The organism is Arthrobacter crusticola (assembly GCF_004357995.1).
Classification (GTDB): Bacteria; Actinomycetota; Actinomycetes; order Actinomycetales; family Micrococcaceae; genus Arthrobacter_D; species Arthrobacter_D crusticola.
The window spans coordinates 15,843-42,524 of the sequence record NZ_SMTK01000005.1; the positions used below are offsets into that span (position 1 = coordinate 15,843).

The following is a 26,682-nucleotide window of genomic DNA, read 5'->3' on the forward strand; positions in this document are numbered from 1 at the left end:
TTGGCGACGGCTCCCTCGTTCCATGCTCGTTCGGCGCGGCGCCTGCCCCGTCCTGGGGATCGATTGCACTGTGCGTGGGCGTCAGCGGGCGGGCGGTCCACCGCAAGTACTGAGAGCGATAAGCACGCGGCGGGGTCGAGCGTCAGGCCTGAACGAGTGGGAGGCAGACGCGGAATACCGTCCTGCCGGGAACCGATTCGAGATCGATCGTCCCGCCGTGCCGCTCGACGACGATTCTTCGAGCGATGTCCAGACCAAGCCCGGTCCCTTTACCGACGTCCTTCGTTGTGTAGAACGCCTCGAAAGCCCGCTTCGCCACCGGTGGTGGAAGACCCGGACCGGTGTCCCCGATTTCTACGGTAACTTCGGCTCCGTCGCTGAGGGTAGCTACCCTCAGGGTGCCGACGCCGTCCATCGCGTCCACTGCGTTGTCGATCAGATTGGTCCACACCTGGTTCAGCTCGCCCGGGTAGGCGTCGATAGTGGGAAGGTCATCGCTGTACTCGCGCACGATCTCCACCCCACCGCGGAGCTTGTGCCCAAGCATGACAAGCGTGCTTTCGAGGCCTTCAACGACATCGGTATTCTGGCGCGAGCCCCTGTCCATCTGTGAATAGGACTTCACTGCTGCGACGAGCTCGGAGACCCGCCGTGTTGACTCCCTAACTTCGGAGAGCAGCTTCTCCATGGACAGGGCAGCGGCGACCCACTCCAGCACCGGATTCAGGGCGGGCCCCTCGAACAACGACTCAGCACGGGTGCACCATTCCAGGTCCGCGCCGGCAGCGGCGAGCGTCGGGCCGATAATCCAATCCCGTTCCACATTCCGCGCGGACAGCCAGTCGGTCAGGAGATCCTCCAGATCGGCAAGCGCGAGTGCATCCGGAACTGACGCCGTCATCGTAAGGTCTGCGCGCAGGGCCTCCAGCCCGGCGAACTGGGCAGGTGTGATGCCGGTGCGGGAAAGGCGGCCCACTGATGCGAGCAGCATCTGCGAGGCGTCTTCCAGCGCGTCCACCGCGCGGCTTGCCGCCGCGGCCGGGTTGTTGATTTCGTGGGCCAGGCCGGCCGAAAGCGTGCCGAGCGTCGCCAGCGCCTCTCGCTGTCGAATGGTTGATTCGACCCGGCGCACCGTCCCGTACAAGCCTTCGATGAAGTGCACGCCAAAGGGGAACCACTCGGCGTACAACCCTCGCAGGGCCGTGGCCGGGACCCGGAGCAGCCGTCCTTCCTCCCTTCCCCGTCCGGTGGCCAGGTAAACACTGCTTTCGTCCCAGGCACGGAAGCCGCCGGCCCATCGTCCAGGCACATCCATCTTCCCGACGACGGTGTCTTCACGTCCGATGTGACGAAGCAGCTGCACGGCGCCGTCGACGAGTACCCACCAAAAGTCCGCTGGTTCGCCCTCGTCCCACAGGGTGACGCCGGGTTCGATGAAGACCTCGGTGCCCGTTTCGACGAGGTCGGAAAGTTGTTGGTCGCTGAGACCCTTGAAGAGACTGATTCCCCGGAGCTCGCCCGCGTCCATCAGACTGTTCCCAGGTAGCGGTGCACGAGATAAACAGCCATGGCGCCCTCGCCCACCGCTGATGCCACACGCTTCATCGAGTCAAGCCGGACATCACCGGCGGCAAAGACACCGGGCACGCTCGTCTCCAGCGCGAATGGTCCGCGGCTCAGCGGCCAAGGTACGGGATTGCCGGGATTCATCAGGTCGTGACCGGTGACGATGAAACCGAACTTGTCACGAACGACCTCCTCACCCAGCCAGTCGGTTCGAGGAGAAGCACCGATGAAGATGAAGAGCCAGCTGGCCGCCACCTCCTCCGTCAGTCCCTTGCCCCGGTCGGCGAGTTCCAGGAACTCAAGGTGCCCATCTCCGCGCGCGGCCACAACCTCGCTCCGGTAGCGGACCTCTATCACCGGTGAAGCGAGGATCCGCTGCACGAGGTACCGGGACATGGTGGTCTCGAGCGTGCCTGACCGCACGAGGAGTATCACCCGCTTTGCAAAACGCGAGAAGTTGATGGCGGCCTGGCCAGCCGAGTTGGCCGCTCCGACGATGTAGACATCCTCACCCGCGCACTGGTTGGCCTCGCTGGCGTTGGCGCCGTAGTAAATTCCCCGGCCGCTGAAGGTATCGATCCCTTCAGCCTCCAACCTCCGGTAGGAAACGCCGGTGGCGATAATAAGTGCCCGTGCCTCCAGCTCCCCCGAGCTCAGAAGTACTGCCCGCGCCTGCCCCCGCGATTCGAAGCCCACAACGTCGTTCGCGAGTACTACTTCCGCGCCGAAGCGTGCTACCTGTGCCATGGCGCGCTGCGTCAAATCGGAGCCGCTCAGGCCCTTCGGGAAGCCGAGGTAGTTTTCAATAGCTGCGCTCTGGCCTGCCTGTCCGCCCGGCGCCTCGCGCTCGACGACGACGGTGCTGAGTCCCTCTGACGCTGCGTAAACGGCCGCGGCCATACCGGCCGGTCCCCCTCCAACGATGCAGACATCGTAGAGAGGCCGCTCAGCAACTGTGCGCAGACCCAATGCGGAGGCCAGAGCAAGGGTCGCTGGAGAAGAAAGTACTGAACCATCGGGCAGGACAACCACCGGCATATCCGCCGTGCTTGCTCCCGCAAGATCCAGCAGACGCGCGGCCTCAGTGTCCCTCTCGATGTCATGCCAGCGGTAGGGCACATGATTGCGGGCGAGGAATGTCTTGATCTCGTGGCTGCGGTCCGACCAGCGGGCGCCAATCACCCGCACATCAGATGTGTGATCGGGATTGGCCCGACGCCAGTCATCGAGCAGGTCATCCACCACCGGATACAGCCGCTCAGCGGGCGGATCCCAAGGTTTGAGCAGGTAGTGATCGAGGCCGATGTCGTTGATCGCCTTGATTGCGACATCGGTGTCCGCGTAAGCCGTCAGAAGGAGGAGCTTCGCCCCTGGAGCATGCGTCCGCGCGCGCTCCATCAACTCGATCCCCGTCATCTGAGGCATCCTCTGGTCCGCCGCGATCAGCGCAACTCCCTGATCCCGCAGTGCCAGCTTCGCGAGGATTTCCATGGCTTGGGCGCCGGAGGTAGCCCGGAGAATCCTGAATTCAGACCCATATCTGTTACTAAGGTCGCGGGCAACCGCCGCGGAAACCTGCGGGTCATCGTCGACCGTCAGAATGTTCGGCTTAGTCATGACCGGATTTCCCTGGTTACAGCCATGTGGCGTGACCCATCTGCTCGGGAGACCTAGCATGAAGCCTAACCAGAGCGGGTCAGTGAGTCCATGGGTCCGCCGAACGCGTCTGGTCTTCGCCGTCGGCGTGGTCCTTCTCGTGGTCGTGGTCCGGTGCTTCCGCCTCCCCGGTGAGGACCGCGAGTTCGACGGGGGTTTCGGGCAGGTCGAGGCTGTGCATGAGGGTGCCGGCGGCGGTGTCGATCACGTGCAGCTTCTTGGTGGCGGGCTCGGTCACGTAGGCGAATCCGTCGGTGCCGACCTTCACTGCCGGTGCGGCTGACTGCCACTCCGCCGGTTCCTCCCAGGGCGCGGTGACCTTGACCTGGTGGATGATGGTGCCGGTTTCCTCGTCCAGAATGTTCAGTGCGCCGTCGTAGGTCAGAACCAGCGCCTCACCGTCTGCCCCCCGGGCGAGGGAGCGGAACCAGTAGGGCGAACCCAGGTCCACTGTGCTCATGGACGCGTTGCGGGTGTCGATCAGCCCGATGCGGGTGGGCCGTTCCTGCTGGGCGTCGGGGTCGGTCTTGTAGTCGGCCAGCACGATCGGCGACCCGTGGTGGCCGAACTGATTACCCGAACGCTGGTACTGCTCCTCCACGGGCACCTTGGAGAACGCGCCGTCGCGGTAGATCACCGGACCGTTCTCACAGCCCAGGGTCACCACGTCCCCCTGCCCGGTGGGCTGGGCGGTGGCTTCGCCGTGGACGCCCGGGCAGTCGGTGGTTTCGGCCATGACGTCGCCTTCGGGGGAAACCACCTGAACAGTGTTGCTCGCCTCCGCGGTGCCCTGGGTCAGCAACAGGTCCCCGCTGCTGAGCGGAACGGCGACGCCGTGGTGGGCTGCGTCAGAGGAATGTTCCTCAACCTCGTCCGGGGCCACCTTGCCGTCGCTGAAGGCCGTGGAATCCATCACCGTGATTCCTCCGGTCCCGTCGGCGAAGAGCGCGGTCTTCCCCTCGTGCGCGACGACGTGTGCGGCTTCGGGTGCCTCTATGCTGGCGCCGGTGAGGCCGGGTGCCGTCTCGTAGTAGTGGTCGTGATCCCCGTGCCCCTCAGCGATGAGGCCGCTGTCGAAGATCCGGAACAAGTCACCGTCGCTGATCAGCACGTGCCGCCCGTCCCCGGCGTTGTTCAGCCGCAGGAAGCCTTTTGCCTCGGTGGTTGTGACCACCTCGCCGGTCTCGGTACCGACCGTCATCAGGCCCCCGTCGTAGGTCAGCACCGCGCGCGGGGCCAGTCCATCCACCTCCTGACGGTCGGCCTTTTCATCCTCCTGCCCGGCGGCGGAGGACGCAGGATCTGTGGGGGTGCCGCCGTCGGACGTCGAGGATCCGGGGGTGGCGCACGAGCTGAGGACCAGTGCAGCGGCCATGGCGGTGGACAGGGAAAGGGTGCGGGGGAAGTTCGGCATGCCCTCAGGCTAAACGCAAATGATTATCAATAGCAAAACGGAACTCCCCCGGCTTCCACGGAGGCCTGAGCGCCGATGGCGTCCATGTTCGGGTCGGTGAGGACAGCGCCCAGCGCCGTTGGCGCAGCGATGACCGAGAGAACATCTACTCGGTGTCAAAGGGAGTCTGTTCCCTCGCCATCGGGATGGCGGTCGACGAAGGCATTCTTACCATGGATACCCGGGTGCCCGACCTCCTCCCCCGGATGGAACTCGGGTCCGGGGTGGATCGGGTTGCGGTGGGTCACCTGCGGAGCATGTCCAGCGGTATCGACTTCGCCTGGTTCGGCGGTGAACCCGCGCCGTGGCCGGATCTTGCGCAGGAAATGCTGCGCCGGCCGGCACAGGACCCCGGTGCCGTCTTCCAGTACAGCGATGCGAGCACGTATGTGGCGATGCGGATGCTCGGCGCGGCGGTCGGCGATGTGCACGACTGGCTGATGCCGCGCCTGTTCGACCCGCTCGGCATCCACAACCCGCAGCGGCACCGCTGCCCGCAGGGCTGGATCATTGGCGGAAGCGGACTGGAGCTGCGCAACGAGGAACTCGCCCGCATCGGTCAGTTGCTGCGCGACCGCGGCCGATGGAACAACCGGCAGCTCCTCGACCCGGCCTGGATAGACCGGATGCACTCATCATGGATCCACACGAACAGCCCGGCTCCTTTCGAACGCTACGGGCTCGCCGCCTGGGCCGGCCCCGGCGCGTGCTGGCGCCTCGATGGCCGCTACGGCCAATACGTCATCGTCGATGAGGCCCACAACGCAGTCGTCACCATGACCGCCCACGAAGAGTCACGCGATCACCGCCTCGCGGAACTCGCAGTCCAGGCCCTTACCGGCGAAGGAACCAAGTCGCGCTGACGGCCAGCAGCAGCAACACCGGCCACGGCGTGCGGCACGAACCCAACCCACCCAAATCCCTTCCAATTCCGGAGCGGATGATCGGTTCCACAGGTGTCACGCCTAGGGATCCTCCACCGCAACACCTGGAGACGGCGCCGGCTCGATAGTCCGAAGGTCTCAGACCGGGCAGGACCGCCACCATCCATCTATTGACTTTCAATCGATTGACTATCGATACTTCCGTGTATGCACACTTCAACGCAGTACCCTAGCGCCCTCACAGTCGTGGTGGCGCGGACGGCTCTTGGCCTGCTTTTCGGTGCAGTGGTCGCCGGACAAATCTTCTCCGTCATAAAGTCACAGTCTCTAGCAGCGGCCTACCCCGAGTTTTCTCAGCTTCAGGCTCCTCTCGTTGCCGCGGCACTCGCATTCGGTATCTGCGTAGAAGCCGTGCTGGCCGCTGCCGCGGTTCTTACCGGATACACCCGGGATCACCGGATCTTCGGGCCCTCGGCGCTCAAGCTTGTCGGCTTCATGGCAGGAGCCCTCGCAGTGGCAACTGCCATCCTCGTGGTCACTCTGTTCATGATCCCCGGCCCGCCCGCCCTTGGCTTCTCGATTCTGGGCGGTGTAGTTCTAGGCACAGCACTGACGGTGGTCCTGCGGGTCCTGCGATCTCGTCTGCGAAATGTTGGGTGCACGCCGGTGCAACTCGGCCACGCTGTCTAAGGGCGATCCGCAGAGCGATTGAAAAGCACGTAACCGGGCGTAGCGCGCCGATGAGCGAAGCTGTAGGCAGAGCCGGAATCACTCCTGCAGAATGATGCCGCGCCCAAAAAGGTCGGGGCCGGAGCTGCTTCTCAGCTCGAGACGCAACATGCCGCCTGCTCACCTGCCGGTCATCGCGCTGGTCCTGGGCGGCGGAATCCTCAAGGCGTCTCCACCATTTCCCGTGCTCAATCTATCCTGGCGGATGAATCTCCTGCTCATATCTCCCACCCGGAGGAATACATCCTGTCTTTGAGAAGCGTGGCCAGTTCCGTGTGCACGGTCAGGGTTTTCTTCAGCCGGTCCAGCAACTGCCCCGAGGGCGCGTCCGGAGCCTCCCAGTCCCTGTCCGTGGAGTACACGGCGTAGGGGTTGATGACGCATTTAAAGTCCAACATCATCGAACTGGCCAGCGCGGTGTAACCCATGTAGCTGTGCGGAAGACCGCCGGCGCAGATGAAGGTCACGACCTTGTCGAACCACGCCGCGGTGCGCTGTCCGTCCCCGGTGGCCCCGGTTGATTCGATCAGGTTCTTCAGGTTGCTGCCCAGCCCCCAGTTATAGACCGGGGACGCCAGCACCACACCATCGGCCGTACGGATCAGCTCATGGATCTCCTGAAACCGGGCGCTAACGAAGGCCGCACGGTTGTCAAACGCCGGCAGGTTCGCCTCGGCCAGATCCACAAACACCGCCTCGTGTCCGGCGCTCCGGAGTGATTCCGCGGCGCGCAGGGCCAGTGCCCTGCTTCGGCTATCGGCGTCCAGGCTCGAGGAAATCACCGGCAGCAGCAACGCGTCGATGGGCATTGGCCCACTGTAAACGACCATCGCTTTCCGCCCGGCCGTACCTCACACCCGGATGTCGGCGGTGTCGGACTGTCGAAGGGTTTCATTCCCGCAAGGGCACCGCAAACAAAGGGCGACACAGGGCCGATGCCCGGATGCGGGCCGGCAGTTGCATATTCTTGGCCGATGGGGAAACAACGAGCTCATGGACCAGATTCGGCCGACACATCCAGCCGCTTGCAGATCACGGATCTGGGAGCATCACCAGCATTTGAGAACTCCGGGCCCTACATGAACGCACCGGCCGGCAACACCGGCCGGGAGGGCGTTAACGGCCAGCCGACGCCCCCGGCGGTCAGCCGCGGAGGTTCTCTACCGTATCCGCGCAGCACGCTGGCGGCAGTGGCCGGTATTGCCGCGTTCGGGTACTGCATCCTCTACACCGCGGCCACCTCCTCGCTGCCGCTGGAGACGCCCCCGGATCAGGTCCAGTCCGTCTCACAGCCAGTCTGCGAAGTCATGAACGGCCCCGGAATGCAACCCTCGAAAGAGGTTTCCCTGGGCGCCTGCACCCAGGGGAGCGGGCAGGAGGCAGACGGCGCCCCGGTCCGCCCGGTATCGGCGTGTGAAGCGATCGGGGGCCGGCCCCAGCCTCCCCGGCCGCTTACCGACGACGGGACACGGGTCCCCGCGACAGGAACGCCGCTGCCGGCGGGCCAGTCAGTTTATGCCCGGGTTGATAACGCCGAGGGAACCCCTGGGACGATAACGGAGGTCGGCATCATGTACCGCGACGGGACCATCGCGGTCTGCGGCCCCCTTGAGTGGTCCTATGCCCATGCGGGCCAGACCCTCACCCAGCACCTCCCATCGGATGAGAGCCTCGGGGCACTGGCCGAGGGTGAGAGCTATGCCTACAAGCTCACCCCCGCAGGCACCCTGGAATTGGCAGGCCTGCGTCACCCGGACGGAACGATAGCGCCCCTGCCTGCGGCGCGGGGATAAGACCCGATACACCGTTGGTCCTCGCCGTCGCAGGGTCAGATGGCGCCATCTCCGCTCTGCCGCCGAGCTTCGCCGCCGCTGCCCCGAACGTCTCCCGGACTTTCAAGTCTGCTCCTGGTGATGGTGCTCGTGATTCATCAACCCTGGGTGGCTGCTTCGCCTGAGCTGCGGCGAGGATGACGACCAGGCCAAAGAATCTCACCAAAGTCATGCAGCTACACCACCGCGCCCCCATGAACTAGTAAGAACGCCCAACCCGGGCTTCACGAGAGAAAGGAGGCACCCCGCCCCCAGAACCCCAATCCAGCCACCAGAACCGGCACCCGGACCGTGGAATTGCGCCGGCTGTCCACAGTCAGAGAGCAAAAGGGCCTCTGACTGGGGGAAACATGTGCCCGACGTGGGACTCGAACCGAACTCCGGCCCTTGCGAATACTGGGCTCCTCAGCAAATATGCGGAATCCGGCCCAGTCCAACCGAAGTACGACCCGATCCGAACCCCCAGGTGTGGACACTGTCCACACCCCCGCTTAACCAGCCCCTCCTTGATCCCACCCAGCTGTAATTCCCGGGTGATCGAGACGGTGTCCACCCTCAAAAGAGCCCGGTCAGGGATTCTTCATCACGCCGATTGGTAGTCGCGGTTTTCGGTCGTCGGCGCAATGCTCTCCAGGTGGCTTGGTTGGGTGCCGCGCCACGCCGGCCAATGACAAACGAGGCAGCCTGCCCACGCCACTGCGTGCCAAAAGGAACGGTGGCCAAAAAGGATACCTTCGCCGGAACTCCGGTCCGGGTCCTGTTCCGCACAACTCAGGAGGTTCTGCCATGACACAGAAGAAATTCCTGCTTAGGTTTCGCGAAGTGGCCGCGCTCTACGGGCCGCCCTGGTACGCCCTCTCGCCCCGCACCGCCCGGTACGACGCCGTGGACTTCGATGCCTGGCTCACCCACTGACGTGTCACCCGGTGGGCAGGGATAGTGCCCTGCCGGAATACCGAGTGCGCCTGTGGATTCCGCCTCCTGCGCGCTTCGCCTGGTCAGTCGGCGAGTGGGACATCACCGGCGCCGGATAGGTCACCGGCCGCGGAATTAACTGTAGGGACCTTGACCGCGGAAGTTAGCAGTCGAGATCCCTACAGTGAAAGCGAGAGAAACAGGTGAATGCTACTCCCTGTAATCGCGCAACCAGGGACTCCTGTGAGCTTCGAGAACGTGCATCCGGCCCACGTACCCCCAGCGCTCACGGCAGCAACGGCTGTACCGATCCACTTTATTTCATATCCCCACATGGCGAGATGAGGCATCGGGATCCGTTGGATGCTCGGAATTGCGACGATCGGGAACTGCACTCCCTCAGTGTCAACGTTTTGAGTCTGGACAGCGGATGTGCGGCGGCATGGACTGCCCCCTTCGATGAGGGGATGCCGCTGCCGATTCCATCGGCTGGTTCCTCTTCGGGCACCGTCGGAGCGACACCGGCTCCCCCCACGCCGATAACCGATACGGTGCTGACCGAGATAGATGGAATGCGTTGGTGCCGTTATGCGGTCGAGCCCGCTCCGGCAGACGCGGTGGAGTCCACCGGGTCGGAGCCGGACGGGTCGGAGCCGGACGGGGCGGTGGCCGCTCCGGCAACAGGCACGCTTCATACAGGCCGATTCGTTGCCGGTGGAACGCTCGACACGGCGCCCGCCCGGTTGGTAGCCGATGTTGCCGCGTCCGGGCCAGTGTCCCGCTCCTGTGATGAGTCGGCGACGATGTTCCTGACGCTCCGGCCGAGCCGGGGCGGGCATGAACTCGGGTCGATCATCACAGTCGAGCTCGATGGCTGCGGCCTGCTGCACCGCGACGGAAGTGACGCGCGTGCACTAACGGCCGACGCGCGCGAACTGCTGACCGCTCAAACCAGCAGGTAACTGACGATCCAGCCACCGGGGCCCGAAAACGGATAGGCGTGGCATTTCCATTGACTTTGCCGTGCGGACATCGGACACCGCTGTCAGCAGGCTATGCGCAGGCTCGCACGAAAGCACCGTGCGACCGGTGCTTTCGTGCGAGACCCGCCCCAAACGCTGAAAGGGATCGTTGATCAGACACCTGTTCCTCCCAAGGTGCTGTCAACGCACACCTGTGGCGTGGGGATCGGGCGCTGCGCGGCAGTACCGGTTGCGGTTTGATCCGCCTGACCGAGGAGGCACGCGGAACGCATCCGCGCATCAGGTCCAGCTAGTTCGAGAACGTGTATCCGCCCGGGGTGGAGCCGGAAGGGCCTGAGGTCGTCACGTATGTCCCGCGCTGGGGCGGCGCCAGGCAGGACGGTGTGCTCACATAGGTGCCCTCGGTTTCCGGTGCGGGCTCCGCCTGGGTGACATACCTGCCGCCCAGGGGTGCTGCGGGCCGGTACCTGTTGGTGTGGTGTGCCGCAGTGTCACAGGGATTGATTCTTACGTGGTCGAGCAACGTCATGGTGAATCCTTTAGTGGGGGCGGCTTGCGCCGGAAGGTGGGCTGCAGACAGGGCTGAGTACTCGTTGCCTGCGGGCTGTGGGTAGCGGTGGCACCCGGATGCGGTTCCGGGTGCCACAGAGATGGTGGAACTATTCGGCTGGTCCGGTCTCTGCCTGGTTTTGGCATGGACGACAGAGGCCGTTGAAGGTTACTTCCGCGCCGAAAATGGCGAACCCGGAGGAGTCCGAGGGGGTGAGGCAGGGCGCTTCCCCTATGACACAGTCGACGTCCTGGACCGCCCCGCAGCAAACACACACCAGATGATGGTGGTCCTCCACCCGGCTTTCAAAGAGGGCAGGATGCCCGGCAGGATCGAAGCGCCGGGCGAGGCCTGCGCTGGTGAAAGCTGCAAGAATCCCATAGACAGCCTGAGTGGACGAACCGCTGAGGATGTCCTGCACCTTGGTGAAGACCTGTTCGGCGCTGGAGTGCGGGTTGTGCTGCAACACTTCAAGGACGGCCACACGCGGCGCTGTAACTTTCAACCCGGCTGCCCGGATTGATTGCCGGAGCATCTGATCGCCGGTTAAGGAGTCAGTTGTAAACGCCATGCTTCAACTATAGCAGTTGTTTTGATGAATTCAAAACAACTAGACCTGGGCCTGGCCCGGGCGGGCTGGGAGGCGGAGGACGGCCGGCCGGCGGCGGGGTTCCTGGAGGTGTCTGGCCGCACACCGTCTGCGCGTGCGCGCGGCCAGAAACGTTCCGAGGGTCAAGAGAACGGGAATGCTGAAGAATGCGGCGCTGCCCCCGCTGTTCACGAAACCTGTCAGGCCGATCCACCAGCACAGGGTGGCAGAGAACCCGCCGACCAAGATCAGGGACTTCCTCAGATCCTGCCGGGCCAAAACCGGATCGGAACCGGGCCCGCTCACCGTCACCCCCTCAGAGAACCAGCCGGGCTTCTGATTCCATGACAGCACCGATCCCGGTACTTGGCGAGACCCGTTTCCGCCCACGGGTGAGGCCAAAAACTCTCACCTCAGTCATGTAGCTGCACCACCGCTCCCCCATGAAGTAGTAAGAACGCCCACCCCGGGCTTCGCGACCGAAAGACGGCATCCAGCCTCAGGAAAACTCCAAAACAGCCACCAGAACCGGCACCCGGACCGCAGAATTGGGCCGACTGTCCACGGTCATAGAGCAAAAGGGCGTCTGACTAGGAGAAACATGTGCCCGAAGTGGGACTCGAACCGGACTCCAGGCCCCGGAAATCCGCTGTTTCGGGCTGGTCCCGCTATCCAGTGGCTTTGCTGCGCTTGCTCAACCATTTTTCCGGTATGCGTCGGTTTCTTTGAGTTTCTTACTTCCCCGCCGGCCTCCCAAGTATGCACCAAAGCCACAACCCACGGCGATCAACACCGCTCCGGCATTCGCAACACATCGTCGCCAACTCGGTAGCGGTATCAGATCGCCCGCTCCAGCAGGGTCCGTGCCCTACCGGGGAAGCGGTTCAAACCACTTCCCCGGCGGGACAACCGATCGCTACATGGGTTGCCTGTGGAATACCGGGAGATCTGCTGAATTCTCGAACGGGTCGGGCTTCCTTGGCGTGAAACGAACCGACCGGTTGGCAAGCAGCGGCCGGACAATGACTCCCCAGCCGAGCGCGATCGTGCCGCTCGCGATGATCAACCATCCGAAGTCCAAGCCGGACATGGCCGTAATCGGAATGCTCAGGAACGCCGGTGCCACGAACACCAGCACAAGCACCCACACGAAACTGATCAGTGCTGGAACGCCGATGCGAATCAGCGTTCGGAGTTTCCCACCCGGGCGTCGAGCAGGATATCTGCGCCAGCGGCGGATTAGAACGACTGAACGGATGAGCGCTGCAAGTTGCATTGCAAGGACGGCAACCAGGACCAAGGTGATGATGGTAACTAGTTCGCCGAATTCACTCGGCATATCCGGCGCAGTGGTTCCCATGAGCATGCTCATCACTCCCGCTGCGGGGATATCCAACCGGGCCTGACCATTGGAGCCGTTCATCAGCACCACGACGCCGTACCCCGTAGACGGGGAGACCATCATGGTGGCGTGGGAGTCACCGGTGTCCCCGTTGTGCGTCGACACGGGGTTTTCCCCAATGGTGCTCTCGATCCAGCCCATGCCGTACTTGGTAGAACCGCTTCCGGTGGTTACAGCGCCCTCGTGCATCTGCGCCACTCCTTCGGCGGACAGCACTTGTCCGCCGCCGTACTTTCCACCGTTAAGGTGGGCAATCAAGTATTTGGACATGTCCTCGGCGCTGGATGAGATTGCGCCTGTAGGCGTAATCGCGCGGTTGGTAGCCAGCCCACCACCCTTGATCGGCATGCCGAACCAGAACTGATGGCCGGCAGCCAGGTCGTTCTCCTTCGCCTCATCAAAGTACATGTACGTGTTTTCCATACCGAGCGGAGCGAGGACATGGTCTGCGATGTAGTCCTCGTAACTCTGACCCGAGACGACCTGGATCAGGTAGCCCAACGTGGTGTAGTTGCGGTTGGAGTAGGCCCACTTCTCGCCGGGTTCGGTGGCGAGTTCGAAGTCACGTGATGCCCGCACCTCTCGCTCGAGAGCGTCCTCGGCAACATCCGTGTGGTACATGTATGACATGCCGGCGGCGGTGTTGAATCCACTGGTCTGGTTGAGCAGATGTCTGACGGTGATGCGAGCGGAAGCGCCGGCATCCGCCGCCTGGAACCAGGGAACGTAGCTCTGCACCGGGGCATCCAGATTGAGCTTGCCTTGCTCCACCAACTGCATTACACCCACTGCGGTGAAGGACTTGCTCGTGGAACCGATCTTGAACGGGGTGGATCCCGTCACTGATCGGTCGCCATCGGCCTGACCGTACGTCGCAATGTGCACGATCTTGTCGTCCTTGGTGATTCCCAAGGCGGCGCCCGGTATCCGGAGTTCCTTCATTCGTGCTGTGAAGTACTCTTCGATGTCTTTGATGTTGGCAGCTGATGGTGACCCCGGCGCGAGGGGCTGACTCGGACTAGTGGCCGACGCGGCACTTAGCGATCCGCTAAGCAGGAGCATAAGAGCCAGCACAGCAGTACCTATGGCCGATAACGCATGTTTCATTAGTTTCCTTGCGTGATTATTTGTTTGTCGTGCAGTAGAACTTGCGCTGCACCAGGAATGAGCCGCGCAATAAGCCGCCTATCCCCCAGATCGGGACACGCGAAGCGGTAGGTGCGAGAGCAGTGGCTGACGCTTCATGAGGACACGATGACGGGCCTAACGATCGCCGGCCCACCGAAGTCGTCTAGGGCTGGACTTGAACCGAGCATGGCGAATCGACGGTCGACGGGCCGGTCCACGAAAGATCAGCCGGCCGGAGCTTCTCTGCGAACTACCTCACAGGACCTTGCACGAGGCCGGCGGGCAGGGCAGCACTACTTCTCGTAATCCGTTATTTCCCCGCCGAGGGAGCCTTGCAGTACGTCTAGTTCTTCTGAGGCGCCCTGGACAAGCCAGTTCTTGCCCGTGAGAAAGGACTGTCCAGTCGGGTTGAGCGTCATGCCCACCACAGCTTTTGCGAGTTCGGAGTCCTCGGTGTACCACCGAAGCGTGAGGTCATCCTCACATTGCAGAACTTTCTCTCCGACTCCTGCGGTGTCTATTGCGTGGATCCCCGGACACCCCACATCCGCATCGCGGACTGCGTGTCGGAGGTCTTGGATGCTGGCGAAGGCGGTGCTGCTGTCGAAGAAGTTCTGACATGCCGATAGGGCGAGCGTCAGAGCTGCGAGGGACGCAGCACCCAGTACTTTATTCATTGTTGCTTTCTATGTGGGGTGGCCTCCGGGCAGCCGGACCGTGTGCGGTGCAACCGCCCTCCGGGGAGAGCTCGCAACGATTCTTCCAGTTCGTTCAGGTGTTCCAGCTTGCGAAAAGCCGAACCGGTTGCACGCTGTCGAGTCTTTGGTGAACGAAGTTTCGGACTAAGGACAGATGGCGGCGTGCATGGCCGAACTCCAGTTGGCTCCTTGCTCCGCGTTCCAGGTATCGAGGCCTGCGGTGGCTACCATCGAGATCTGAATCTTCCCGTCCCCGGAGACGAACGAATTGCTGTGATAGCCCGGAACGTCACCGCCGTGACCCCATAACGTGACCCCGCACACATCAATTCGGGTTAGCCCGAGGCCATACGCCAAACCGTCTTCGGGGGCGCTTACAACTGTCTTCATCTCAGCCAAACGCGCCTCGGACAGCAGTTCACCCCCCACCAAGGCAGCCCCAAATCGGGACATGTCTTCCACTGTTGAGGTGAGCCCGCCGGCCGCCCAGGAGAAGGACGGACTCATACGAGTTACGTCCATAGGGCCAGAATCGTCCCCATACAGTTGGTAACCGTGAGCGGTCGGTTCCTGTATTGAAGTGCGCTTTTCAGGGAACTGTGTCCCCTTCAGATTCAACGGACCGATGATGCGTGCGTGTAGCTCCTGGGCATAGGTGCGCCCGGTGGCTGCCTCAAGCACCAGTCCGGCCAGGATGTAGTTGGTGTTCGAATACGACCAATCGGAACCCGGGGTGAAGTTCGGCGCGTGCGAGGTGGCGGCGTTGACCAGCTCAGTGGGGCTGGAGTAGTGGTTGGAAACCGTGAACGTTCCGTCGGGATTCAGGTACGGGGCCATAACGGCCTGATCATAGGTGTAATCGAACAGACCACTGGTGTGGTTGAGAAGCTGTCTCAGCTTAATGTTCTCTCCGCCCGGAACCAACCCGGGCAGCCACTTTTCAACACTGTCCTCCAAGGACACGCTGCCCTCATCCACCAACTGAAGCAACATGGTGGCCGTAAAGGTTTTCGTATAGCTGCCGACCCTCACCTTGTGCCCGGGTGTCATCGCTTCAGCCTGAGCTAGGTCCGCTGCACCGGAGGAGAGCGAAATGCTGTCCTCCCCTGACCGAACATGTGCGACCACCCCCGGAATCCCTTCATCGGTCATCGCGTCGAGGTACGGCTGCACCTCCGACTCAGGGATTGAGGCGGCCCGTTCAGGCGCACGCTGTTCGAGCGATCCGCCCGTTGATGCGGTGGCGCCGGGAAGGCCGGCACCGAGTAACGCAAGACTTGCCGTGATGATGACTAATGGCTTTACGAACATGAGATCTCCGCTCAGTTGATTCGACGTATCGGTCCATAAAGAAATGGACCACTGACATAACGGACCTGACAGCGGGGAAACTACCGCGATAACGGACTGGCCTCCCACAGAATGAGACCTTCATAGGAACGTGTGGTTGGGATTAAGAAGGAACCACGCCCAGCCGACCTCCTTCCAGCACGATGCAGTCGAAGCCCCCGACGGAACTCGAACCCTGACCACTGGATCCGTCTGGACCCACGGGCCGTTCACGCGCGTGGGTCAATGGTGAAAAGAGATGCGGACACCCAGCGAATGACCGGGCATACGGAGGGAATCCCATCGTGCGCAAGCAGCGGTGGGTTGCTGCAGGACGGGCCACGCCTACAGCGTTGCGTTTAGGCCGCCCAGGTATTCTTCCTTCGCCCTGGTCGCTGGGTGCGCAGAATCTTCCTGATACGGCTGCTCAGTCGTCTTGAATCTGGCTCGGTACGTTCCCGGCGTTATGCCAAGCTCACGCAGGAAGAGGCGTCGCAGCGATTCGCTTGACCCGACCCCGGACTTGGTGGCGACCGTTGAAAGAGGGAGATTGGTCGAATGGAGAAGGGTACACGCCGCCTCCAAGCGGATCCGATTGACGAAATGGAGGGGTGACTTTCCCGTTTCTTCCCTGAATATCCGGGTGAGGTGACGGGTGCTGACACCAACGGCGGCGGCCAAAACGGCGAGGGAATACTTCCTTCGTGGATTTTCGGTGATCAGGTCAAGCACAGTCTGCACGACCGAATGCTCGGTGCGAAGCGCGTCGAGACGCACGCTGAACTGTGACTGGTTGCCGGGTCTTGCCATGAACACGACAAGATCCTTTGCCACTTCCCGCGCCAGTTCCGAGCCGGCGTCCTGTTCGATGAGGGACAGGGTCAGGTCAATGCCAGCAGTCACCCCAGCTGACGTGACGAACTTCCCGTCGCGGACGAAGATCGATGCCGAGTCAACATGCACTTTAGGGAACGCTCGGGCCAGCTGAGCGGCCAGTTTCCAGTGAGTCGCGACGCGGCGCCCCTGGAGCAATCCGGTGGCGGCCAGAGGGAACGCGCCGGCGCAGATCGAGACCGTTCGCTTACTGCGCGCTGAAAGCAGTCGTATTGCGTCGAGCAGAGCGGTGTTGGAAATGGATGAACGCCAGTTGGGACTCCCCGGGACCAGGAGCGTGCCAATCGACGCAGGAAGCTCACTCAATGCGGAGTCAACGCCGAATCGCGCGCCCGAACTGGTGATTACATCCTCGCCACTGATGGACACATTGGTAATGGCATAGGAGGCACCGAAGGCATTGGCTGAGGAAAAAGCGTCGATGGGGCCGGTCACGTCAAGGAGCTGCACACCGTTGTAGAGCAACACCACGACGTGGTGTTGCTCTACAACGGTGGCCGCACCGACAGGGCTAGGCTGTCTTGGATCCATCTCGTTCCTTCTGAAACGACACGATGAGCCCGGATACGGCGAGGAGGACCACGGAAAGCCAGAGGCCTCCGCTGATTCCAAACGACGTGTCCGACATGATACCGGACACCACAGGGCCAATTCCCTGTCCAACACTAAAAGCCACCGTGAGGGCGGCAATCCCTCCCGTCCACGCGGAAGCAGGAAGGGAACGCTTGGCGATCACTGTAGCGGCTGTGGGGCCCGCCATAAAGCCTGCTCCGAAAATGACTGCGGAGACGAGCGCAGGAACAATTCCGCCCCACAGGAGCACCGGAAGAACACCGATCAGTACGACCAACGACACCACCGCGGGGCCCTGGGCGGATGAGAGCCTACCGATGATCTTTCCCCAAAGGAACAGGGTGGCGGCGGCGGAAGCGGTCCCCAGGACGATGAAGAACAGGGCAGTGGACCACCGGGTAAGGCCTTGGGCGTTGAGCAGCGCGATAACGAAGGTCATGTAGGAGACGTAGCCGGCTCCGTACAGGAGATACCACGCGAACGTCGGGAGCAGGAATTTCATCGACGGTCTGTTCGCGCTGGCGGGCCCTGCCTTCTCGATCCTGCCCGCAGCGATGCCCGCAACGACCGTAGCGATGACGGCGAGGATCCCCATCACGAGCCATCCCGCGGACCAGCCGCGGTTGCCGAAGTGGGAGAGCACGGCCGGGATGACGAAGCCGGAGAGGATGACTCCGATGCCGACCCCAGCCATGTAGATGGAAACAAGCTTTGCCGAGTGCTTCGCCGACGTGGCATGGATGCGGGAGGCCAGTGCGGATCCGACGACGAAAACAACGGCCGTCGACAGACCGCCGATGAACCGGACGACCGTCAGATAGGTGAAATCTCCGCTCACGCCAGAGGCAAGCAGCGACACGGCACTGATGAGCATTCCCCCTACGAAGACTTGCCGGGCACCGAATGTTCTGGCCCACCATGCAGCCGAACCTGCGCCCAGAATGTAGCCGACAGCGTTAGCAGTCGTGATACCACCGGCCGTGGTGTAAGACCAATCGAGGTCCTCTCGCATTGCAGGAAGAAGAAGTGCGTAAGCAAAGCGGGTGAAGCCAAGGGCGACTACCGGACCAGCCGCCAGGCCGAGCGCGATGAGCCACGGGGACGGCGTGGACAGGGTACCTCGTGACTGTGAGACTTCGAGCGGCACGCTACTCATGGAATCAGCTTTCTGTAGGTTGGAAGTGCTGTCGATTCGGTACAACCGGCTGCCGCTGACGCTCCATACCGCGATATCAGACGCGCCATCCACAGATCTGGCCAAGCCTCCCCAAAGCTGGTTTTCTCACGGTCGGGCGACCGCGGGTCGCGGGTTGTTAGGGGTGCGGTCAAGAAACGAATCGGTAACGGCCCTGCCTCGCACTGGCTATCCCGCGGTCGAGTTGATAAGCCTCAGGTAAAGCGCAGGCGCAGGGTGTGTCTTGTCCGTGGTCCGCCCACTTCTGGCCCAGAAGGTTCCGAGAGGCTTGTGCTGGATGAAGATCCCCTTCCCATGGATGCGACTGCCGGCATATCGCTGATGACCAACACCTGCTCCGAATCATCCGCCGACCTTTGCTCGGTGGACCGGAAGACAGTTGCACCCCAGTAAGCGGTAGACGGATGCTCAGCTGCTGACTTGACGAACCGGTTTCACCAAGATGCCGAGATGACGAAGGCCTTGATACGGGCCACATAGACCGTCGATCATTGACCTAATGCAAAGACGCTGGCCCTGCCAGTACATAATCGTTAGCTATGCCTGCCGAAGGCTCAAGGACCAGGTAAACCGGATTCGTCTCAGTGCGCAGCACCGGAGACCCCTATGACAGGTATGAGACCCACTGCAAGGGCGCAGTGGCCGCAGCGTGTCGAGGCTTCGCTCCCCCCAACATTGGAAATGGTGGAAGTGGACCTACAGCCATGAGCGGTAGGCGATGAGCGCGAGCGACATTGTCAGGCCAGGCCGCTCGCCCCACCGGTTCCTAGATATCTCGTTTTCGAATCCATGCCGCAGCGGCAAGGGTGAAGAACCCTGCCCATAAGGCCATAACCACACCGCCCTGCCACTGAGTCAGCAACCCTTCTTGAACGACGGCGATCATCTGAGCCCCGGCTTGTGCGGGGAAGAACAGGGGGTATTGCTCAGACCCGGGCAATGGAAGCAGTGGCACCAGGCCTGGAAGCACCGATAACAAGACGACCAGCAGGACAATTCCGGCGGCCGTGCTTCGGAGGATTACTCCGAGGGACACACCGATAACAGCGATGAAGGCCAAATAAAGTCCCGTCGCGACAGCACTGATCAGTGATGCAGGGTGAAACATGCTCACAGCAGTTCCACTTGCAGCGAGTACCACCTGAACCGCGACGTGAGTAAGGAGGGAAGACGCCCCGCCAACGGCGAAGCTCGCCGTGCCGGCCACAGCAGCCTTGGCCGTGATGACCGGAACGCGTCGGGGAACCGCGGTGAACGTCGTCCTGATCGAGCCCGATACATATTCGGTCGCGATGAAGAGAACCCCCACAGCACCAACGAGCAGCTGCGCCAGCGGAAGGCCGGCGCTGTGAAGGGCGCTTGCCGGTTCCCGCGCCTGAGCCAGCTCATTGCCTCCCTGCGACCCGATAAGGGCGATCGCTCCTCCGACACCGGTGACGATGATGGCGACTACGGTCAGAGCGAAAAGGGTACGGGCGGCCCTCAGGCTTTTGAGTTTGATCCATTCGGATCTCAGGATGCCTGCCGCTGTCAGATAGATCGAGGGACCCCGGCCGGTCCTTGCACCGGTCGATGAAGTGCGTTGCATTGTTAGCCTTTTTCGTGCGTGTAGGTGGAGGATGAGTACTCGGATTCGTGTGCCGTCAGGTTCAGATAAGCCTGTTCGAGGGTCGGCCGCAGCGGTCTCAACTCGTCCAGCGCAATATTGTGCAGGCCAGCAATGCGTGCGATTTCCCGGGCAGGCAATTTATCCACTTCCATCCCGTCCTCAGAAGTCATTCGAACGTTCGCCCCCTCCGCGAGAACCACGTCGCACAGACGGTCAAGTTCATCGCTGCGGACCATTACGAGGTTTTGCGTGCGGTTGAGGGTTAGGATGCTCGCCAGCGTATCGCTGGCGAGAATCTTGCCCCTGCCGATCACAATCAGGTGATCAGCTGTCTGCGCCATCTCACTCATCAGGTGCGAAGAGAGGAACACCGTCCGCCCTTCGTCCGCTAACTGCCGCAGGAGTTGCCGAATCCAAAGCACCCCTTCGGGGTCTAGCCCATTGATTGGTTCATCGAGCACGACGGTGCTGGGGTCACCAAGGAGGGCAGCAGCGATGCCGAGCCGCTGGTGCATGCCAAGCGAGAATCCGCCCACCCGTTTGCTGGCGACAGACTCGAGCCCGACGAAGCTGATCATCTCCTGGACCCGGCCATGGTTGATCCCATGTGTGGCGGCCAAGGCGAGAAGGTGGTTCTCGGCGCTAATTCCCGGCTGAACCGCTTTTGCGTCCAAGAGCGCGCCGACCTGGCGCAGAGGGTCTTTATGCCTACGTAAGGGTTTTCCGTTCACGGACGCCCATCCGGCCGTTGGTTCGTCCAACCCCAGAATCAACCTCATCGTGGTCGACTTGCCGGCTCCGTTCGGCCCTAGGAATCCGGTGACGGTTCCGGGTTCAGCCGTGAAGCTGACCTCATCTACGACTTTTTTGGGGCCATAGGCCTTGCTCAAATTCCGCACTTCAATCATTCCGGCCTCTCAAATTTTATCAAAACGACCACTGCCTATCTGCCTTTCGACACTATTCGGGACTTTGTGCTTAAGAACCTCGATAACGAATATTCCAGCAAACCCGGGTTGCAACGGGAATGTACGCTATGTCCACGCAGAGGTTCGCGTCAAATTCCCGCCTTGAGCGCCGACGTCGCTACGCGACCACCTGCGTCGCCTGCCTCAGTGCACATATCCGGACATGTTGTGCACAAATATGGACATTATAGAAAAGATTGGCAGATCCAGCTCTAGGCTCAGTATTGAATTGGTCGATAACAGGAGGGCAGCATGAGCGAAGTGATCGCAGGAATTTCCATCCCGGACAGCAAAATGGCCAAGGAGGCGACCGAACTTGTACGCACGATGGCACCGGATCTGATCTTCCAGCACTCGCGCCGAGTGTTTCTCTTCGGCACCCTGCAGGGCCGGCGGTTGGATCTGCAACCGGACCCGGAACTCCTGTACGTAAGTGCCATGTTTCACGACCTCGGCCTGGTCGACGGATACCGGCGCACCGACCAGCGTTTTGAGCTTGACGGTGCGGATGCTGCGGCTCGGTTCCTAAGGAGTTATGGGTTGCCGGACTCTGATGTTCAGAAGGCTTGGAACAGCATCGCACTGCACACCACCCCGGAAATTCCTTACCGCATGGAGCCGGAGGTTGCACTCGTCACTGCCGGTGTAGAAGCGGACGTGCTCGGGTTTGGCCTGGAACACTTGACGCATGACGACCTTACATCCGTGATTGCTGCTCATCCGCGAAGTGGTTTCAAGAAGGCGATTCTCGAAGCCTTCCGGGACGGTTTCAAAGACCGGCCGAATTCCACGTTCGGTACAGTGAATGCGGACGTCCTCGAATACTTTTTTAAAGGCTATTCGAGGATGAATTTCGTCGAGGTGATTAAGGGCTCCTCATGGCCCGAATAGGTCGGGAGGAAATCATCATCCAAAGGGACAATCGAGCCAACAAGGCGCGTTTCTGATGGCTTGGGTCGTATTAATCATATCGGGTATCCTGGAGGCAGTATGGGCCACGACACTCGCTAAGACGGAGGGATTCACAAAGGTCCTCCCCAGCATCATCTTCGGTGCTTCGTTTATCCTCAGCATGGCGGGGCTTACATATGCTCTCAAGACTCTGCCAGTTGGAACTTCCTACGCCGTGTGGGTGGGAACCGGTGCGACACTCACCGCCGCCTACGCGATGTTTTTTGGTGGAGAGTCCGCATCAATTGTGAAGGTGATACTTTTACTCGGAATTGTCGGATGCATAGTTGGACTGAAGCTGACTGACTGACGAGAGGTCCATTCGCGAACGGTCATCAATCTGTCCTCTCCGCTAACAGCGCGTCATATGCGCGGTCAGAGCAGATGAGACGGCTCGCCGCTGTCGCTGCGCGCCGCGCCTCCGCGGGATCTGTTCGCCGGTGATGCGGCCGAAGAATCCCACGCACCCATGCGCGCCGAGGCACCGAGGCACAGGTCCGGCCTGCTCTTAACCATCAGCCGTACACTGCCGTCGGGGACCACACGGGAACTGGTGCAGCAGGCGGCGATGCTGTCATCATCTCCGTGCTGATGAATGCCACCCCTCTGTTCAAGCTCGACGGCTACTGACTGCTCGCCGACCTCCTGATGTACCGAGCATTTACCGGCAGGCTGTGGAGGTCCTGACCGCGGAAATGGAATCGACGCTGCACCGACTGCTTCTCGGCCTGTACGTTGTTATCGCCGCACTGTTCGGCCCGGGCCTGTTTGCAGCGGCAACAACCTCGAAAGCAACACGTATGCCGGCAGCCACTGATCCACCAGCTCTACCCTTAGGCTCGCCTCATGGACGACACAGCGATCAAGCCTGCCCGACGCCTCTGGCTTGCAGAGTGGGCCAAAGAGGAAGAGTTCTGGAAGGACTTCGCCAAGCGGGTTGTCGCTAACCTCACAAAAAGCCGGCGCCGCCCCGCCGCCGCCCCTTCCTTGCAGGAAGGCATCCTACGCAACTAGGAGCCCTCGGGATCCGGCCCGATTCGCCATCGCGTTTTTCGTCGCGGACAACCGGAATGACCGCGTCAGATTCATTCACTGCCGCACCGGTTCCCGTGTGCCGCCAGCAAGGGCCAGGCCGGCAGCGACGGTGAAACTGCATCTCCGATGGACTCTCCTGCTCTTCGAGTGCACCGCGCTCTCAGTGGGTATGGTCCAACGGTTCTGGATCAGTCCTTGATTCCGATGGTGAGAGCTGGGGCGGAATGGAGAACGTCAAGACGGACGATGCAATCCGCCTTGTTCCGTCGCCGAAGGACAGCGACGCCGATCACCGAGCTGCGCTCGAAGCCATCGCGGCAGAGCTGTTCGAGCGGGCAGTCCGGGTTTTGACCGTCGACTGACGTTCTCGTTTGTCCGCGCCCGGCAGCCTTCTCCACGAGCAGCGACCTGGAATGGCACAATTGGTCATGTAAAAGATTCTTGACACAGCTTTGTGGCAGACGTAGCTTTGGCATGTCAATAATCTTTTACATGGGGGTGGACGTGTCAGCGCAGGAAAAGAACGCCTGGATTCTCGGAGTGATCGCGGTGCTCGGGTACGCGGTCTACCTCGGCCTGCTGCTCAGCAGCGACGCCGGCGCACTGACGGAACGTCCCTACGCGCCGATCATGCTCTGGACCATCGGCAGCGGGATTCTTGCCGGCATCGTGATAAACATCCTCGTCGGCATCATCGCCGGAATGTTCCGGCGCGATGCCCGGCGCGTCGACCAGCGGGACCGGCAGATCGCGCGATTCGGCGACCAGGTCGGCCAGTCGTTCGTCGTCCTCGGCGCTGTCTCGGCGCTGGTGCTCGCGATGCTCAAGGCGGACTCCTTCTGGATCGCGAACGTCATCTACCTGGGGTTCGTGCTGTCCGCGGTCCTCGGATCGGTCAGCAAGGTCCTCGGTTACCGGCGGGGGCTGCCGGAATGGTGAAGCCCACCCGCGTAAGCAACAGGATCCGCGCCCTGCGCGCCACGCACGGGGAGATGACCCAGGCCGAGCTCGCAGACCGGATCGGCGTCACCCGCCAGACCGTGATCGCCATCGAGCAGGGCCGCTACTCCCCCACACTCGAGCTCGCGTTCCAGATCGCGCGAGTCTTCGGCGTCGGACTCGATGCCGTCTTCCAGTACCCGGACACCCATGAAGGAGCATCCAGATGAGGGCGATTGTGCAGGATAAGTACGGGGACGCGGACGTGCTGCGCCTCGAGGAGGTCGAGCGGCCGGAGCCCGGACACCAACAGGTTCTCATCCGTGTCCGGGCGGCGGGCGTCGACCCCGGCGTGTGGCACATCATGGCGGGCCAACCCCTCGGCGTACGGCCGGCCTTCGGCGTCCGCAGACCGCGCCAGCGCACCCGCGGGGCGGATATAGCGGGCATCGTGGAAGCGGTCGGCCCCGGGGTTACCCGGTTCGTCCCGGGCGATGAGGTCTTCGGCGTCGCCTCCGGCAGCTTCGCCGACTTCGCGCTGGCGTCATCGGAGAAGGGACTGGCGCACAAGCCTGAAGGGCTGAGCTTCGCCGAGGCGGCGGTCATCCCGATCTCCGGCTGCACGGCGCTCCAAGGTCTCCGCAGGGGTGGCGTGGCAGGAGGAGCGCGCGTGCTCGTGCTCGGCGCTTCGGGTGGCGTCGGATCGTTCGCGGTGCAGTTGGCGAAGGCGTTCGGCGCCCACGTCACTGGAGTTGCGAGCACGGGCAAGCTCGACTTCGTTCGCGGCCTCGGCGCTGACGAGGTGATGGATTACACCCAGCAGGACCCGGTTGACGGCACACGCCGTTTCGACCTCATCCTTGACACCGGCGGCAACCGCCCGCTGCGGAAGCTGCGGCGGGCCCTCGCCCCCGGTGGGACGCTCGTCATCGTCGGCGGAGAAGGTGGTCGTGGACTGCTTGGCGGCTTTGAGCGGGCGATGCTCGGCGCACCGGTTCTGTCGCTCGTCACCGGTCAGAAACTCCGGGGCCTCACGGCCGTCACAAGCCGCGCCGATCTCATCACACTCACCGAGTTCGTCGAGGCGGGCCAGCTGCGCGCGCCGCTCGACCGCACCTTCCCACTCGAGGAGGCTCCGGACGCCATCCGCTACCTTCACGCCGGGACGGTACGCGGCAAGGTCGCCATCACAATCTGACCATCTGCGCCGTGAACCGCCAACCCCTGGCGATCGAGAAACGAGGCAACGCTGGGCCGTCCTTCCAGACAAGGGTGGAGCTACTTGGGCGGGAGCTCTTTCCAGGACGCGAGGAACCCCAATAGGAATTCGTTTAGTCCCTGTCGGTCAGACGACCATCATCAGCGATGGAGCCTGCACTTGGCCGCCTGCGAGGCGGAATGAGCACCTATGCACAATCTCCACCATTAAGAACGTAGAGGAAGCCTGATCTTTATCGTCCGGTGGGCTGCTTTTACTCATTCCAGGCCTGCAGCCTCCAAAGTCATAGGGGCAGGCATCCGGTGTCACCCGTCTTCCGACACCATGTGCAGCCGGTTCTCGAGGAAGGCTCGCTCGACGGTATTGTCGGTCAGCAGCAGCGCCTCGGTATAGGCCAAGTGCGCCTCACGCTTCCGCCCGAGCCGCCGGAGCAGATCCGCCCGCGCAGCCGGCAGGTAGCCGTACCCGGCGAGTTGCGGTTCCCCGGAGAGGGCATGGAGGGCGGCCAGGCCGGCAGCAGGACCGAGAGCGAATCCGACGGCCACAGCCCGGTTGAGCGCCACTACCGGAGAGGGCCACAGCTCCACCAGCACGTCGTACAAGGCGAGTACCTCCCGCCAGTCGGTTTCCTGCCAGCTGGGCGACTCCGCGTGCACGGCCGCGATCGCTGCCTGCAGCGCGTACCGCGACGGCGGCCGGGCACCCAACGCCTCCCGGACAAGGATCACGCCCTCGGCTATGGCGGCGCGGTCCCAGCGCATCCGGTCCTGCTCCTCCAGCAGCAGCAGTCGTCCCTCGGGTGTGGTGCGGGTGTCGCGGCGCGCATCGGTGAGCAGCAGCAGGGCCAGCAGGCCTGCCACGGAGGGATCATGCGGCAGCAGCTGACGCAGCATGCGGCACAGCTCGAATGATCGTTCCACGAGGTCGCGGCGCACCAGTTCGTCCCCGGCAGGGGCGGTATGACCGGTGGTGAAGAGGCTGTGTACCACCAGGAGCACGGCGTCGACCCTGCCCGGCAGGTCAGCTGTCGAAGGCACCCGGTACGGGATACGGGCAACGGCGATCTTCTTCTTCGCCCGCGTGATGCGGGCGGCCATCGCCGCCTCGCTGACCAGGAAGGCCCGCCCCACCTCGGCAGTGGACAGACCGCACAGCAGCCGCAATGTCAGGGCGACCTGGGTGGCACGGTCCAGCGCCGGATGGCAGCATGTCACCACCAGACGCAACCGGTCATCGGGGATCGATGCCGCCTCACCGCCGTCGACGGTGTCGTCGGGACCGGGTTCGGCCTCGTCTTCGACCAGCAGGGGCAGATACCTGGATTCGACCTGCCGGTGGCGCAGCACGTTAAGCGCCCGGCGTCGAGCCGCCGTGGTCAGCCAGGCCCCGGGGCGGGAGGGCACACCGGTGCGGCGCCAGTCCGTGAGCGCGGAGGCGAAGGCGTCCTGCACGCACTCCTCGGCGAGGTCGAGGTCGCGGGTGACGCGCACCGTCGCTGCGAGCACGAAGGCCCACTCGCGGCGGTGCGCGTCGGCGACGGCGGCCGAAACGGTGGACGTGTCCTGACCGGTCATCCCGTCCGGCC

At 62.6% G+C, this 26,682-nt stretch carries 25 protein-coding genes; 11 read left to right on the plus strand and 14 right to left on the minus strand.

Features of this window, described 5'->3' with window-relative positions; translation table 11 throughout:
- Positions 1-142 precede the first annotated feature (142 nt).
- The 3 genes from E2F48_RS14075 to E2F48_RS14085 form a co-directional block, all read right to left on the minus strand.
- Complete coding sequence (locus tag E2F48_RS14075) at positions 143-1,528, minus strand: sensor histidine kinase (protein WP_133404606.1); 1,386 nt, start codon at positions 1,526-1,528, stop codon at positions 143-145.
- A complete protein-coding gene (locus E2F48_RS14080; protein ID WP_133404607.1) occupies positions 1,528-3,183 on the minus strand; it encodes an FAD-dependent oxidoreductase in 1,656 nt (551 codons plus the stop codon). The genes E2F48_RS14075 and E2F48_RS14080 overlap by 1 nt, the downstream gene beginning before the upstream one ends.
- Before the next feature lie 79 nt (positions 3,184-3,262).
- Positions 3,263-4,636 (minus strand): hypothetical protein, encoded by a 1,374-nt coding sequence (locus tag E2F48_RS14085; protein WP_185149826.1) that lies wholly within the window; start codon positions 4,634-4,636, stop codon positions 3,263-3,265.
- Positions 4,637-4,701: 65 nt separating this feature from the next.
- Between E2F48_RS14085 and E2F48_RS14090 the strand changes: the two genes are divergently transcribed.
- Positions 4,702-5,538 (plus strand): serine hydrolase domain-containing protein, encoded by an 837-nt coding sequence (locus tag E2F48_RS14090; RefSeq protein WP_246019138.1) that lies wholly within the window; start codon positions 4,702-4,704, stop codon positions 5,536-5,538.
- A gap of 228 nt (positions 5,539-5,766) precedes the next feature.
- Positions 5,767-6,249 (plus strand): DUF2975 domain-containing protein, encoded by a 483-nt coding sequence (locus E2F48_RS14095; RefSeq protein ID WP_133404609.1) that lies wholly within the window; start codon positions 5,767-5,769, stop codon positions 6,247-6,249.
- A gap of 257 nt (positions 6,250-6,506) precedes the next feature.
- On the opposite strand, the gene E2F48_RS14100 is transcribed toward E2F48_RS14095, so the two are convergent.
- On the minus strand, positions 6,507-7,097 hold the full coding sequence (locus E2F48_RS14100; protein WP_133404610.1) for an NADPH-dependent FMN reductase: 591 nt from the start codon (positions 7,095-7,097) through the stop codon (positions 6,507-6,509).
- A gap of 270 nt (positions 7,098-7,367) precedes the next feature.
- Here E2F48_RS14100 and E2F48_RS14105 point away from each other — a divergent pair, with 270 nt between their 5' ends.
- Positions 7,368-8,081 (plus strand): hypothetical protein, encoded by a 714-nt coding sequence (locus tag E2F48_RS14105; RefSeq protein ID WP_165968778.1) that lies wholly within the window; start codon positions 7,368-7,370, stop codon positions 8,079-8,081.
- Positions 8,082-8,906: 825 nt separating this feature from the next.
- Complete coding sequence (locus tag E2F48_RS17740) at positions 8,907-9,035, plus strand: hypothetical protein (protein ID WP_281274809.1); 129 nt, start codon at positions 8,907-8,909, stop codon at positions 9,033-9,035.
- 1,272 nt (positions 9,036-10,307) lie between these two features.
- Here the strand turns inward: E2F48_RS17740 and E2F48_RS14110 are convergent.
- The 9 genes from E2F48_RS14110 to E2F48_RS14150 all read right to left on the minus strand — a co-directional run bounded on the left by E2F48_RS14110 (position 10,308) and on the right by E2F48_RS14150 (position 20,893).
- Complete coding sequence (locus E2F48_RS14110) at positions 10,308-10,547, minus strand: hypothetical protein (protein ID WP_133404612.1); 240 nt, start codon at positions 10,545-10,547, stop codon at positions 10,308-10,310.
- Positions 10,548-10,677: 130 nt separating this feature from the next.
- Entirely contained in the window at positions 10,678-11,139 is a 462-nt protein-coding gene (locus tag E2F48_RS14115; protein WP_281274810.1) for a Fur family transcriptional regulator, read from the minus strand.
- A 934-nt stretch (positions 11,140-12,073) separates the two neighbouring features.
- Positions 12,074-13,666, minus strand: coding sequence for a serine hydrolase domain-containing protein (locus tag E2F48_RS14120; protein ID WP_133404613.1), 1,593 nt, complete (start codon positions 13,664-13,666; stop codon positions 12,074-12,076).
- Positions 13,667-13,980: 314 nt separating this feature from the next.
- Positions 13,981-14,364, minus strand: a complete 384-nt coding sequence (locus E2F48_RS14125; RefSeq protein ID WP_133404614.1) for a hypothetical protein — start codon at positions 14,362-14,364, stop codon at positions 13,981-13,983.
- 165 nt (positions 14,365-14,529) lie between these two features.
- Complete coding sequence (locus E2F48_RS14130) at positions 14,530-15,696, minus strand: serine hydrolase domain-containing protein (protein WP_133404615.1); 1,167 nt, start codon at positions 15,694-15,696, stop codon at positions 14,530-14,532.
- A gap of 363 nt (positions 15,697-16,059) precedes the next feature.
- Positions 16,060-17,139, minus strand: coding sequence for a GlxA family transcriptional regulator (locus tag E2F48_RS14135; protein ID WP_133404616.1), 1,080 nt, complete (start codon positions 17,137-17,139; stop codon positions 16,060-16,062).
- Complete coding sequence (locus E2F48_RS14140) at positions 17,120-18,328, minus strand: YbfB/YjiJ family MFS transporter (protein WP_165968779.1); 1,209 nt, start codon at positions 18,326-18,328, stop codon at positions 17,120-17,122. Before E2F48_RS14140 ends, E2F48_RS14135 begins: the two co-directional genes overlap by 20 nt.
- A gap of 814 nt (positions 18,329-19,142) precedes the next feature.
- The gene (locus E2F48_RS14145; RefSeq protein WP_133404618.1) at positions 19,143-19,964 is read right to left on the minus strand and encodes a hypothetical protein; all 822 of its coding nucleotides are present in this window, start codon (positions 19,962-19,964) and stop codon (positions 19,143-19,145) included.
- Positions 19,965-19,966: 2 nt separating this feature from the next.
- Positions 19,967-20,893: an ABC transporter ATP-binding protein gene (locus E2F48_RS14150; protein ID WP_133404619.1), complete on the minus strand. Its 927-nt coding sequence runs from the start codon at positions 20,891-20,893 to the stop codon at positions 19,967-19,969.
- Positions 20,894-21,205: 312 nt separating this feature from the next.
- On the opposite strand from E2F48_RS14150, the gene E2F48_RS14155 reads away from it, so the two are divergent.
- The 7 genes from E2F48_RS14155 (at position 21,206) to E2F48_RS14175 (ending at position 25,076) form a co-directional block, all read left to right on the plus strand.
- Positions 21,206-21,844, plus strand: coding sequence for an HD domain-containing protein (locus E2F48_RS14155; protein ID WP_133404620.1), 639 nt, complete (start codon positions 21,206-21,208; stop codon positions 21,842-21,844).
- Positions 21,845-21,899: 55 nt separating this feature from the next.
- Positions 21,900-22,214 (plus strand): DMT family transporter, encoded by a 315-nt coding sequence (locus tag E2F48_RS14160; RefSeq protein ID WP_133404621.1) that lies wholly within the window; start codon positions 21,900-21,902, stop codon positions 22,212-22,214.
- 536 nt (positions 22,215-22,750) lie between these two features.
- Positions 22,751-22,918, plus strand: a complete 168-nt coding sequence (locus E2F48_RS17380; protein ID WP_165968780.1) for a hypothetical protein — start codon at positions 22,751-22,753, stop codon at positions 22,916-22,918.
- 245 nt (positions 22,919-23,163) lie between these two features.
- Positions 23,164-23,301 (plus strand): hypothetical protein, encoded by a 138-nt coding sequence (locus tag E2F48_RS17385; protein ID WP_165968781.1) that lies wholly within the window; start codon positions 23,164-23,166, stop codon positions 23,299-23,301.
- Between the two features lie 112 nt (positions 23,302-23,413).
- On the plus strand, positions 23,414-23,878 hold the full coding sequence (locus tag E2F48_RS14165; protein WP_165968782.1) for a hypothetical protein: 465 nt from the start codon (positions 23,414-23,416) through the stop codon (positions 23,876-23,878).
- On the plus strand, positions 23,872-24,108 hold the full coding sequence (locus tag E2F48_RS14170) for a helix-turn-helix transcriptional regulator (protein WP_133404622.1): 237 nt from the start codon (positions 23,872-23,874) through the stop codon (positions 24,106-24,108). The genes E2F48_RS14165 and E2F48_RS14170 overlap by 7 nt, the downstream gene beginning before the upstream one ends.
- Positions 24,105-25,076, plus strand: coding sequence for an NAD(P)-dependent alcohol dehydrogenase (locus tag E2F48_RS14175; protein WP_133404623.1), 972 nt, complete (start codon positions 24,105-24,107; stop codon positions 25,074-25,076). The genes E2F48_RS14170 and E2F48_RS14175 overlap by 4 nt, the downstream gene beginning before the upstream one ends.
- Before the next feature lie 326 nt (positions 25,077-25,402).
- Here the strand turns inward: E2F48_RS14175 and E2F48_RS14180 are convergent, their stop codons facing one another.
- Positions 25,403-26,671, minus strand: a complete 1,269-nt coding sequence (locus E2F48_RS14180) for an RNA polymerase sigma factor (protein WP_133404624.1) — start codon at positions 26,669-26,671, stop codon at positions 25,403-25,405.
- Positions 26,672-26,682: the final 11 nt, after the last annotated feature.